Here is a 12,469-nt window from a genome sequence, read left to right on the forward strand (position 1 = left end):
GAGGGTAAGAACGTGGAAACCAAAGATCTGATTGTGATAGGCGGAGGCATCAACGGTGCCGGTATCGCGGCAGATGCCGCCGGGCGTGGTTTATCCGTACTGATGCTGGAAGCGCGCGATCTCGCCTGCGCCACCTCCAGCGCCAGTTCCAAACTGATCCACGGCGGGCTACGCTACCTCGAACACTATGAGTTCCGTCTGGTCAGCGAAGCGCTGGCCGAGCGTGAAGTGCTGTTAAAAATGGCCCCGCATATCGCCTTCCCGATGCGCTTTCGCCTACCGCATCGCCCGCATCTGCGCCCGGCATGGATGATCCGTATCGGCTTGTTTATGTACGATCATCTGGGCAAACGCACCAGCCTCCCGGGATCCACCGGGTTGCGTTTTGGCGCAGAATCGGTACTTAAACCGGAAATTGTGCGCGGTTTCGAATATTCCGACTGCTGGGTCGACGATGCCCGCCTGGTGCTGGCCAACGCGCAGATGGTCGTCCGCAAAGGCGGCGAAGTGCGTACCCGCACTCGCGCTATCTCGGCGAAACGTGAGAATGGCCTGTGGGTGGTGGAAGCGGAAGATATTGATAGCGGTGAGAAGTTTACCTGGAAGGCGCGCGGCCTGGTCAATGCCACCGGCCCATGGGTCAAACAGTTCTTCGACGAAGGGATGCATCTGCGCTCGCCTTACGGCATCCGTCTGATCAAGGGCAGCCACATCGTGGTGCCGCGGGTGCATACCCAGAAACAGGCTTATATTCTGCAAAACGAAGATAAACGCATAGTGTTTGTTATTCCGTGGATGGATGAGTTCTCTATCATCGGCACGACGGACGTCGAGTATAAGGGCGATCCGAAAGCGGTGGCCATTGATGATAAAGAGATCAACTATCTGCTGAACGTCTATAACGCGCACTTTAAAAAGACCCTCAGCCGGGACGATATCGTCTGGACCTACTCCGGCGTCCGTCCGCTGTGCGACGACGAGTCGGATTCGCCGCAGGCCATTACCCGCGACTATACCCTGGATATTCACGATGAGAACGGTCAGGCGCCGCTGCTGTCCGTCTTCGGCGGCAAGCTGACCACCTATCGCAAACTGGCCGAGCATGCACTGGAAAAACTGACCCCCTATTACAAAGGGATCGGCCCGGCATGGACCAAAACCGCGGTGCTCCCCGGCGGCGATATCGGCGGCGACCGCGACGACTACGCGGCAAAACTGCGCCGTCGCTTCCCGTTCATCAGTGAATCACTGGCCCGCCATTATGCCCGCACCTACGGGAGCAACAGCGAGTGGATCCTGAAGGAAGCCAGCGCCCTGAGCGATCTCGGGGAAGATTTCGGCCACGAGTTTTATGAAGCCGAGCTGAAATATCTGGTTGAGCACGAGTGGGTGCGCAGCCTGGATGACGCCATCTGGCGTCGAACCAAACAGGGTATGTGGCTGACTGCCGAGCAGCAGGCGCGCATCAGCGAATGGCTGGCGCAGCATGCGGGAAAGTCTGAGCTGTCGTTAGCGTCGTAACGCTGCCGGCGGAAACGCCTGAGGCCAGGTTCAACCGCAATAATCAAACAACGGGGTCAAATGGCCCCGTTGTGTTGCGTTGACTGGCTTACAGCCTTACCGGGTCGATATGCCAGATATATTTCGCGTACTCCTGGATCGTCCGGTCGGAAGAGAAGTAGCCCATGTTGGCAATATTCAGCATCGCCTTATAGGCCCACTCTTCCGGGTTTTGATACAGCTCGTCGACGCGATCCTGGCAGTCCACATAGCTACGATAGTCCGCCAGAACCTGGTAGTGGTCGCCAAAGTTAATCAGCGAATCCAGCAGGTCGCGGTAGCGCCCCGGTTCTGCCGGGCTGAAGACGCCGGTACCGATCTGCGTCAGCGCCTGGTGGAGCTCTTCATCCTGCTCGTAATATTCGCGTGGTTTATAGCCGCTGCGACGTAGCTCCTCCACCTCTTCCGCGGTGTTACCGAAGATAAAGATATTCTCTTCGCCCACGTGCTCCTGCATCTCCACGTTTGCCCCATCAAGGGTGCCGATAGTCAGCGCGCCGTTAAGGGCAAACTTCATATTACTGGTGCCGGAAGCTTCAGTGCCTGCGAGGGAGATCTGTTCCGACAGGTCTGCCGCCGGAATGATCAGCTGCGCCAGGCTAACGCTGTAGTTGGGGATAAAGACGACCTTCAGCTTGTCGCCAATCTGCGGATCGTTATTAATCACCGCCGCCACATCGTTGATCAGGTGAATAATGTGCTTGGCCATGTAGTAGGCCGAGGCCGCCTTACCGGCGAAAATATTCACCCGCGGCACCCACTCGGCCTGCGGATCGGCCTTGATCCGGTTATAGCGGGTGATGACGTGCAGCACATTCATTAGCTGCCGTTTGTACTCATGGATACGTTTGATCTGCACATCAAACAGCGCCTTCGGATTGACCACCACATTGAGCTGTTGAGCAATATAGCTGGCCAGCCGTTGTTTGTTCTCAAACTTGGCCTGACGCACCGCCTGATTGACCATCGGGTAGTCGATATGCTGTTTCAGCTCATCAAGCTGACTCAGATCGGTCCGCCAGGTGCGGCCGATATGCTCATCCAGCACTTTCGACAGCGGCGGGTTGGCCAGCGCCAGCCAGCGGCGCGGCGTCACACCGTTGGTCACGTTGATAAAGCGCATTGGGAAGATTTTGGCGAATTCGGCAAACAGTGACTCCACCATCAGTCGGGAATGCAGCTCGGACACCCCGTTGACCTTGTGGCTGACCACTACCGCCAGCCAGGCCATCCGCACACGGCGGCCGTTAGACTCGTCGATAATCGAGGTGCGGCTGAGGAGGTCGGTATCGTTCGGATACTGCTCCTGCAAGGTCTTGAGGAAATAGTCGTTAATCTCGAAGATAATCTGCAGATGGCGCGGCAGAATTTTACCCAGCATATCCACCGGCCAGGTCTCGAGCGCTTCGCTCATCAGGGTGTGGTTGGTATAGGAGAAGACCTGGCAGGTCACCTCGAACGCCTCGTCCCAGCTGAACTTATGTTCGTCAATAAGCAGACGCATCAGCTCCGGTATCGACAGCACCGGGTGGGTGTCATTCAGGTGAATGGCAATCTTGTCCGCCAGGTTGTCATAGGTCTTATGCAACATATAATGGCGACTCAGGATATCCTGCACCGTGGCCGACACGAGGAAATACTCCTGGCGCAGGCGCAGCTCGCGGCCGGAGTAGGTCGAGTCGTCCGGATAGAGCACGCGGGAGACGTTTTCGGAGTGGTTTTTATCCTCTACCGCGGCGAAGTAGTCGCCCTGGTTGAATTTACCGAGGTTAATTTCGCTACTGGCCTGCGCGCTCCACAGACGCAGCGTGTTGGTGGCGTCGGTGTCAAAGCCGGGGATGATCTGGTCGTAGGCTTCCGCAATGATCTCCTCCGTCTCAATCCAGCGGGTTTTCTTTCCTTCCTGCTGAATGCGGCCGCCGAAGCGCACTTTATAGCGGGTGTTGTGGCGCTCAAACTCCCACGGGTTACCGTACTCCAGCCAGTAGTCAGGAGACTCTTTTTGCCGGCCATCGACAATATTCTGTTTAAACATCCCGTAGTCGTAGCGGATGCCGTAACCGCGTCCCGGCAGACCCAGCGCCGCCAGGGAGTCAAGGAAGCAAGCCGCCAGGCGGCCCAGACCGCCGTTGCCAAGCCCGGGGTCATTCTCTTCATCGATCAGCTCTTCGAGATCGAGCCCCATCTCCGCCAGCGCGCTGCTCACATCGTCATAAATGCCCAGCGACAGCAGCGCATTCGAGAGGGTGCGGCCGATCAGAAACTCCATCGACAGATAGTACACCTGGCGCACTTCCTGGGAGAGCTGCGCGCGCTTGGAGCGCAGCCAGCGCTCCACCATGCGATCGCGAACGGCAAACAGCGTGGCGTTAAGCCATTCATGCTTGTTGGCGATGGCCGGATCTTTACCGATGATAAACATCAGTTTATAGGCAATAGAATGCTTTAACGCCTCAACGCTCAGCGTCGGTGATGCATAGCTAAAGGGTACATTCATAACAATGACTCCAGTGGTTACATCAAGCGTTGATAAAGTTCGCGATAGGAGTTCGCGGCAACCTGCCAGCTAAAATCCATATTCATCGCCTGACGCTGCACGTAGCGCCAGAGCGACGGGCGCGACCAGAGGACAAAGGCGCGACGGATAGCGCGCAGCAATGACAGCGCATTGCTGTCCTCAAAGACAAACCCTGTCGCCAGACCATCGGCCAGATTCTCCAGCGAACTGTCAGCGACGGTGTCCGCCAGACCGCCGGTGCGGCGCACCAGCGGCAGCGTCCCGTACTTCAGACCATACAGCTGGGTCAGGCCGCAGGGTTCAAAGCGGCTCGGGACCAGAATGACGTCGGCGCCGCCCATAATGCGGTGGGAGAAGGCCTCATGGTAGCCAATCTGCACACCCACTTTGCCCGGGTGTTCGGCGGCGGCGGCGAGGAAACCTTCCTGCAGCACCGGATCGCCGGCGCCCAGTAGCGCCAGCTGGCCGCCCTGCTCAAGCAGACCCGGCAGCGCTTCAAGCACCAGGTCCAGCCCTTTCTGGCTGGTAAGACGGCTGACGACGGCAAACAACGGCGCTTTATCATCGACCTTCAGGCCCATGGCAATCTGCAGCTGACGCTTGTTCTCCGCCTTCTCCTCCAGCGTGTCGCGATCGTAGCGCATCGGCAGCAGCAGATCGTTTTGCGGGCTCCAGATACCGTCGTCAACGCCGTTGAGAATTCCCGACAGCCGACCTTCATGATGGCGCTGGCGCAGCAGCCCCTCCATGCCGTAGGCGTACTGCGGCTCGGTGATCTCGCGCGCGTAGGTCGGGCTCACCGCCGTAATATGGTCGGCGTAGTAGAGGCCGGCCTTGAGAAACGAGATCTGCCCGTTAAACTCGAGGCCATGCATGTTATAGAACGACCAAGGCAGCTCAATGTCATTCATATGCCAGGAGTAAAACATCCCCTGGTACGCCAGGTTGTGCACGGTAAACACCGATTTAGCCGGGCGTCCGCGCGCCGCCAGGTAGGCCGGCGTCAGGCCGGCGTGCCAGTCATGGGCATGCACCACATCCGGGCGCCAGAACGGATCCAGTCCGCTGGCCATTTCACTTCCCACCCAGCCCAGCAGCGCAAAGCGCAGGACGTTGTCGGGATAAGCGTGCTGGTTGGTATCGTGGTAAGGGCTCCCCGGACGGTCATAGAGATGCGGGGCGTCTATCAGGTAGATCCCCACGCCGTTAAAGTGGCCGTACAGCAGCGTGATCCGCCCGGCGAAGGTATCCCGGCGGGTCACCACCTGGGCATCCACCACGCCGCGACGGATATCGGGAAACGCCGGCAACAGCACGCGCGTATCGATACCCTCCGCGATTTGCGCCGCCGGCAGTGCGCCGATGACGTCCGCCAGACCGCCCGTCTTTAACAGCGGGAACATCTCAGAACATACATGTAAGACCTGCATTAGCGCTCCTGTTTGTGCCCTAATTTCCGCAGCATGTCGCGGGTCACCAGCACGATACCTTCCTCTGAGCGATAGAAGCGGCGTGCATCCTCTTCCGCATTCTCACCAATCACCATTCCTTCCGGGATAACACAGGCGCGGTCAATCACGCAGCGACGCAGGCGGCATGAGCGCCCCACCCAGACATCTGGCAACAAGACTGCCGAATCAATGTTACAGAACGAATTCACCCGCACGCGCGGGAACAGCACCGACTGCACCACCACCGACCCGGAGATAATGCACCCCCCGGAAACCAGCGAGTTCAAGGTCATGCCGTGGCTACCGGAGCGGTCCTGCACGAACTTCGCCGGCGGCAGCGATTCCATATGGGTGCGGATCGGCCAGTTCTGGTCGTACATATCCAGCTCCGGCGTGACTGACGCCAGATCGAGGTTAGCCTTCCAGTAGGCTTCCAGCGTCCCCACGTCGCGCCAGTAAGGTTCGGCGTTCGGGTCGGACTGCACGCAGGAGAGCGGGAAAGGATGTGCATAAGCCATGCCAGCTTCGGTGATCTTCGGAATGATGTCTTTACCGAAATCGTGGCTGGAGTTCTCGTTGCGATCGTCTTCTTCCAGCAGCTCATAAAGATAGGCGGCGTCAAAGACATAAATGCCCATGCTGGCCAGCGATTTGGTCGGGTCGGTCGGCATCGCCGGCGGGTTGGCGGGTTTCTCGACAAACTCAATGATTTTTTCGTTTTCGTCGACCGCCATGACGCCGAAGGCGGATGCCTCTTCAATGGGCACCGGCATGCAGGCCACGGTGCAACGCGCCCCTTTTTCGACATGGTCGATCAGCATGCGCGAGTAGTCCTGCTTATAAATATGGTCGCCCGCGAGGATCACCACGTACTCGGCCTTGTAGCGGCTGATGATATCCAGGTTCTGCGTCACCGCATCCGCCGTGCCGCGATACCAATTTTCGCCATGCACGCGCTGCTGAGCCGGCAGCAGATCGACAAACTCGTTCATCTCTTCGCTGAAGAACGACCAGCCGCGCTGGATGTGCTGCACCAGCGTGTGCGACTGATACTGGGTAATAACGCCGATGCGGCGGATCCCTGAGTTAATGCAGTTAGATAATGCGAAATCGATAATACGGAACTTGCCGCCAAAGTGAACGGCAGGTTTCGCACGCTTAATGGTGAGATCCTTCAGCCGGGTGCCACGCCCGCCCGCGAGGATCAACGCCACGGATTTGATGGGTAATTGACGCGCCAGCATCAGCGGATCGTTTTTTTCAAGCCTAACCATGATTAACTCCTTTTTACACCCCCGCTTTCCAGCTCATCCCGCCGCGCCGCCGCCACGGGTCCAACCGAAAGCTTCAGGGCTTACGACCTTTGAAATACGCACACTCCGTGCGCGGGCCCATGCCAGACAGCCATGATGACCGGATTATCCTCTCCGGCGAATGGAGGAACGGCGCGCCATTCCCCCTCGGGTAAAACCATATCCACCACCTCTGCGGTGGCGTTCAGCGTGAGCAGCCAGCGATCCGACAACTGGATCTGCATACACGCGGCCCCCTGCTGCCACTCCGCGGCAGTCAGGGGCTGGGCGTTGCGATTAAGCCAGCGGACGTTGCCATCCCCCTCCTGCCACCAGCGGTTGCGGGTGAGCGCCGGAATACGGCGCCGCAGGTGGATCAGCGCCGCGGTAAAGGCGGTTAATCCCGGGTTCGCCTGGCGCCAGTCCAGCCACGTCAGGGCGTTGTCCTGGCAGTAAGCATTATTGTTACCGTGCTGGCTGTGGCCCTGTTCATCGCCCGCCAGCAGCATTGGCGTCCCCTGAGCCAGCAGCAGCGTCGTCAGCAGCGCATGCGCGCTGGCGCGCCGCCGTTCAATCACCGCAAAATTCGCTTCTAATCCTTCTATACCATGATTGTTGCTGTAGTTATTGTTAGTCCCATCGCGATTCTCCTCCCCGTTTGCCTCATTGTGTTTCTGATTGAAACAAACGCAGTCGCGCAGCGTGAAGCCATCGTGGGCCGTCACCAGGTTGACCGTCGCCGATGGCGGTTTGCCATCGCGGGCAAAGAGATCGCTGGAGGCCGCGAAACGTTGGGCAAAATCCCCCAGGGAGACATTTTGCTGTAGCCAGAAGCGTCGGGCGCTATCGCGAAAATGGTCATTCCATTCAGCGAACAGCGGTGGGAAATTACCCACCTGATAGCCGCCCGGGCCGATATCCCAGGGTTCCGCAATCAGTTTCACCTGCGACAGCACGCTGTCGCGGCGGATAGCCTCAAACAGCGGCGCATCCTGGCGGAATTCCGGCGTCCGCCCCATCACTGAGGCGAGGTCGAAGCGAAAGCCGTCGACATGGCACTCATCCACCCAAAAGCGCAAACACTGGCGCGCCCACTCCACCACGCCGGGGTGGCTAAGATTGAGCGTATTACCGCACCCGGTCCAGTTGTGATAATCGCCATCCTCCCTTACCCAATAATAGCTACGGTTGTCGATTCCGCGCAGGGAGACGGTGGGCCCTTCGAGATCGATTTCCGCACTATGGTTGAGCACGATATCCAGAATCACTTCGATACCGGCGGCGTGCAGCGCCTTAACCGCATCGCGAAACTCATCCAGGGCGCGATCCGGGTCGCTGGCGTAGCGCGGATCCAGCGCGAACCACGCCAACGGGTTGTAGCCCCAGTAGTTGCTTAACCCCATCCGCTGCAGTCGCGGCTCGCTGGCGAACTGCGCCACCGGCAACAGCTCAAGGGCGCTGATGCCCAGCGATTTGAAGTAAGCGATCATCGCCGGGTGGCCCAGCGCTTTATAGGTTCCGCGAATGGCTTCCGGTAGCTGCGGATTAAGCAAGGTGAGCCCTTTCACGTGCGCTTCATAAATCACCGTTTCCCCCCATGGGGTACGCGGCGGTTTATCGCCACGCCAGTCATAGCGCAGATCCACCACCTGCGATTTTGGCGCGACCGCGGCGCTGTCGCGGCGATCGGGCTGCCACATGCCGCCGTGCAGGCGCTCATCGTCAGGCAGATCGCCCTCGACCCGGTGGGCGCTGGGATCGATCAACAGCTTGGCCGGGTTAAAGCGGTGCCCCTGCGCCGGGTCCCAGGGACCATGTACCCGATAGCCGTAGCGCAGGCCCGGCCCGGCGGCGACCAGCCAGCCGTGCCAGATGTCGCCGCTGCGCGCCGGGAGATCGAAGCGTTGCTCGTTGCCCTGCTCGTCGAATACGCACAGCTCCACCCGCTCCGCATGGGCGGAGAAGAGGGCGAAATTCACCCCCTTGCCGTCATAGCTGGCGCCCAATGGCGCAGGTTTGCCTGCCGCGAGTGAGGTCATTGCGCCTCCCGGACCAGCCAGATCGTCGCCAGCGGGGGCAGGGTCAGCGATAGCGAATGTTCGCGGCCATGACTGGCGATAGCGTCGCTTTCCACCACGCCGCCATTGCCCTGATTGCTGCCGTGATAGTGCATGGAGTCGGTATTTAGCGCCTCGCGCCAGCGGCCCGGCTGGTTAATGCCGAAGCGGTAGTCGTGGCGCGGCACCGGCGTGAAGTTGCTGGCGACGATAATCTCGTTGCCCGCCCGGTCACGGCGTACAAAGACAAACACCGAGCGCTCATGGTCGTCGACCACCAGCCATTCGAAGCCGTAGGGGTCAAAATCCAGCTCGTGCAGCGCTTTATGATGACGGTAGGTATGGTTCAGGTCGCGCACCAGCCGCTGGACGCCGTGGTGCCAGTTGTCGCCGCCCTCCAGCAGATGCCAGTCGAGGCTAACGTCATGGTTCCACTCGCGGCCCTGAGCGAACTCATTGCCCATAAACAGCAGCTTTTTCCCCGGGAAGGCGAACAGCCAGCCGTAGTAGGCGCGCAGGTTGGCGAACTTCTGCCAGGCATCGCCCGGCATGCGGTCGAGAATCGATTTTTTGCCGTGCACCACTTCATCGTGGGAGAGCGGCAGCACAAAATTCTCGGTGTAGTTGTAGAGCATGCCGAAGGTCATTTTGTCATGATGGTAGCGGCGATGCACCGGATCGAGCTTCATGTAATCCAGGGTGTCGTGCATCCAGCCAAGGTTCCATTTGAACCAGAAACCGAGGCCGCCGCCGGCTGGCGGACGGGTCACCCCGGCAAAATCGGTGGACTCTTCCGCCATGGTGACCGCGCCCGGCGTCTGTTCGCCAAGGATGCGATTGGTGTTGCGCAGAAACTCAATAGCTTCCAGATTCTCCCGACCGCCGTATTCGTTGGGGATCCACTCTCCCGCCTTGCGGCTGTAATCGCGATAGATCATCGAGGCCACCGCGTCGACCCGCAGCGCATCGATGCCGAAGCGTTCGATCCAGTACAGCGCGTTACCCACCAGGTAGTTGCTGACTTCCCGACGTCCGTAGTTGTAGATCAGGGTATTCCAGTCCTGGTGATACCCCTCGCGCGGATCGCTGTGCTCATACAGCGAAGTGCCGTCAAACGAGGCAAGGGCAAAATCATCCGCCGGGAAGTGGCCGGGCACCCAGTCAAGAATGACGTTCAGCCCGGCGGCGTGCGCGGCATTGATAAAGTAACGGAAATCGTCGCGGGTGCCGAAGCGGCGGGTCGGCGCATAGAGCCCGGTGGGTTGATAGCCCCAGCTGCCGTCGAACGGGTGCTCGTTAACCGGCAATAGTTCGAGATGGGTGAAGCCCATCCATTTCGCATAGGGCACCAGCTGGTCGGCCAGCTCGCGGTAGCTCAGCCAGAAATTATTATCGGTATGACGGCGCCAGGAGCCGAGATGCACTTCATAGATAGAGATCGGGGCATCAAACTGGTTCGCCGCTCTGCGGTCCGCTGGCTGTTCCACTTTGGGCGGCAGGTCGCAGATAAGCGAGGCGCTTTCCGGACGCATTTGCGACTCAAAGGCGTAAGGGTCGGCTTTGACCCGCAGATTGCCGTGGGCGTCAATCAGTTCGAATTTATACAGCTGGCCATTGTGCGCGCCGGGAACGAACAGCTCCCAGATCCCGGACTCTTTGCGGAATCGCATCGGGTGGCGACGGCCATCCCAGTAGTTAAACTGCCCCACCACCGATACGCGGCGGGCGTTCGGCGCCCACACCGAGAAACGGGTACCGGTGACGCCGTCCATGGTGGCAGCGTGCGCGCCCAGCGTTTCGTAAGGGCGCAGGTGGGTCCCTTCCGACAGCAGCCAGACGTCAAGGTCCTGCAACAGCGGACCAAAGCGATAAGGGTCATCGATCAGATTCTGCTGCCCGTGCCAGGTGACGGCCAGCTGATAGCGAAAAGCGTTTTTACGCCGCGGCAGGACGCCGCTGAAGAAACCACGCGAGTCGAGACATTCGAGCTTGCCGACTTTGCGTCCGGTTTTCGGTTCAATAACCCACACGTCGGTGGCATCGGGTAATAATGCGCGCACTTCCAGCCCGGCGTCAGTACGGTGCATGCCGAGCACGGAAAAGGGATCCGCGAAATGACCGGCGATTAGCGCATTAATCACGTCTCTATCAATATGATTAGACATGCTTTCATCCTGTTGTAAGTGTCGCTCATTCCTGTAACTGGCGACTTTTTTTGACCTGAACGGCGCAGTGCTCTCAGCATCCTCCTGCTCCGTCCCACCTTCAGGTAAGGAATTCCTTACTTAAAGCATAGCCAAGGCTGAGTTACCTCCGTGGGGAAAAATCTAACATCCGCGTTTACTCCTTGTATTACGCAAAAAAAAAGGGGGCTTGAAGACCCCCTTTCTGTTCATCCTGGGCTTACGCCAGCTGGCGAAGCATCCGGCGCAGCGGCTCCGCGGCGCCCCACAGCAGTTGGTCGCCAACGGTAAAGGCCGATAGATACTCCGGCCCCATATTCAGTTTACGCAGGCGTCCTACCGGGGTGGTCAGGGTGCCCGTCACCGCGGCTGGGGTCAGCTCGCGCATGGTAATCTCACGATCGTTCGGTACCACTTTGGCCCACGGGTTGTGCGCGGCCAGCAGCTCCTCAACGGTCGGGATAGAAACATCTTTCTTCAGCTTGATGGTAAACGCCTGGCTGTGGCAGCGCAGCGCGCCAACGCGAACGCAGAGGCCGTCTACCGGGATAACGGACGAGGTGGCGAGGATCTTGTTGGTCTCCGCCTGGCCTTTCCACTCTTCGCGGCTCTGACCGTTATCCAGCTGTTTGTCGATCCACGGGATCAGGCTGCCCGCCAGCGGTACGCCAAAGTTATCGACCGGCAGCTCGCCGCTGCGGGTCAGCGACGTCACTTTGCGCTCAATATCCAGGATGGCGGAAGCCGGGTCCGCCAGCTCCGCGGCCACATGATTATGCAGTTGCCCCATCTGGCTCAGCAGCTCGCGCATATGACGCGCGCCGCCGCCGGAAGCCGCCTGGTACGTCGCCACGCTGACCCACTCCACCAGATCCTGAGCAAACAGGCCGCCGAGGGACATCAGCATCAGGCTGACGGTGCAGTTGCCGCCGACAAAGGTTTTCACGCCGTTGTTCAGGCCGGCGGTGATCACATCCTGGTTAACCGGGTCGAGGATAATGATCGCATCGTCCTTCATGCGCAGCGAAGAAGCCGCGTCAATCCAGTAACCCTGCCAGCCGCTTGCGCGCAGCTTCGGGTAAATCTCGTTGGTGTAATCGCCGCCCTGGCACGTGACAATAATGTCCAGCGCCTTCAGCGCGTCCAGATCGAACGCATCCTGCAGCGTGCCACCGGTGCTACCGCCGAATGACGGCGCTGGCTGTCCCAGCTGGGAGGTAGAGAAGAACACCGGGCGAATGGCGTCGAAATCGCGCTCTTCAACCATGCGTTGCATGAGGACAGAGCCGACCATTCCGCGCCAGCCGATAAAACCAACATTTTTCATAACGTATTCCTGCGAGGTGTGTGCTGTTTGTGCCTGGCCAGTTTCCAACTGGATTATCCCTCACCTTACAAAATGCAGCTA

7 protein-coding genes are annotated in these 12,469 nt (G+C 59.3%); 1 reads left to right on the forward strand and 6 read right to left on the reverse strand.

Features of this window, described 5'->3' with window-relative positions:
* The first annotated feature begins 12 nt into the window (after positions 1–12).
* Positions 13–1,521, forward strand: coding sequence for a glycerol-3-phosphate dehydrogenase (gene glpD, locus DR88_RS03965; protein ID WP_002920554.1), 1,509 nt, complete (start codon positions 13–15; stop codon positions 1,519–1,521).
* Positions 1,522–1,609: 88 nt separating this feature from the next.
* On the opposite strand, the gene glgP is transcribed toward glpD, so the two are convergent.
* The 6 genes from glgP to asd form a co-directional block, all read right to left on the reverse strand.
* Complete coding sequence (glgP, locus tag DR88_RS03960) at positions 1,610–4,057, reverse strand: glycogen phosphorylase (protein WP_004150067.1); 2,448 nt, start codon at positions 4,055–4,057, stop codon at positions 1,610–1,612.
* Between the two features lie 17 nt (positions 4,058–4,074).
* Entirely contained in the window at positions 4,075–5,508 is a 1,434-nt protein-coding gene (gene glgA / locus DR88_RS03955) for a glycogen synthase GlgA (protein ID WP_002920564.1), read from the reverse strand.
* Positions 5,508–6,803 carry a glucose-1-phosphate adenylyltransferase gene (gene glgC, locus DR88_RS03950; RefSeq protein WP_002920566.1) on the reverse strand — a complete coding sequence of 432 codons (1,296 nt, stop codon included), beginning with the start codon at positions 6,801–6,803 and terminating at the stop codon, positions 5,508–5,510. The genes glgA and glgC overlap by 1 nt, the downstream gene beginning before the upstream one ends.
* Positions 6,804–6,883: 80 nt before the next feature.
* Complete coding sequence (glgX, locus tag DR88_RS03945) at positions 6,884–8,860, reverse strand: glycogen debranching protein GlgX (protein WP_004150068.1); 1,977 nt, start codon at positions 8,858–8,860, stop codon at positions 6,884–6,886.
* On the reverse strand, positions 8,857–11,043 hold the full coding sequence (glgB, locus tag DR88_RS03940) for a 1,4-alpha-glucan branching enzyme (RefSeq protein WP_004150069.1): 2,187 nt from the start codon (positions 11,041–11,043) through the stop codon (positions 8,857–8,859). Before glgB ends, glgX begins: the two co-directional genes overlap by 4 nt.
* Positions 11,044–11,281: 238 nt before the next feature.
* Complete coding sequence (asd, locus tag DR88_RS03935; protein ID WP_002920570.1) at positions 11,282–12,388, reverse strand: aspartate-semialdehyde dehydrogenase; 1,107 nt, start codon at positions 12,386–12,388, stop codon at positions 11,282–11,284.
* Positions 12,389–12,469 lie beyond the last annotated feature (81 nt).

Source organism: Klebsiella pneumoniae (genome assembly GCF_000742135.1).
GTDB classification, from domain to species: Bacteria; Pseudomonadota; Gammaproteobacteria; order Enterobacterales; family Enterobacteriaceae; genus Klebsiella; species Klebsiella pneumoniae.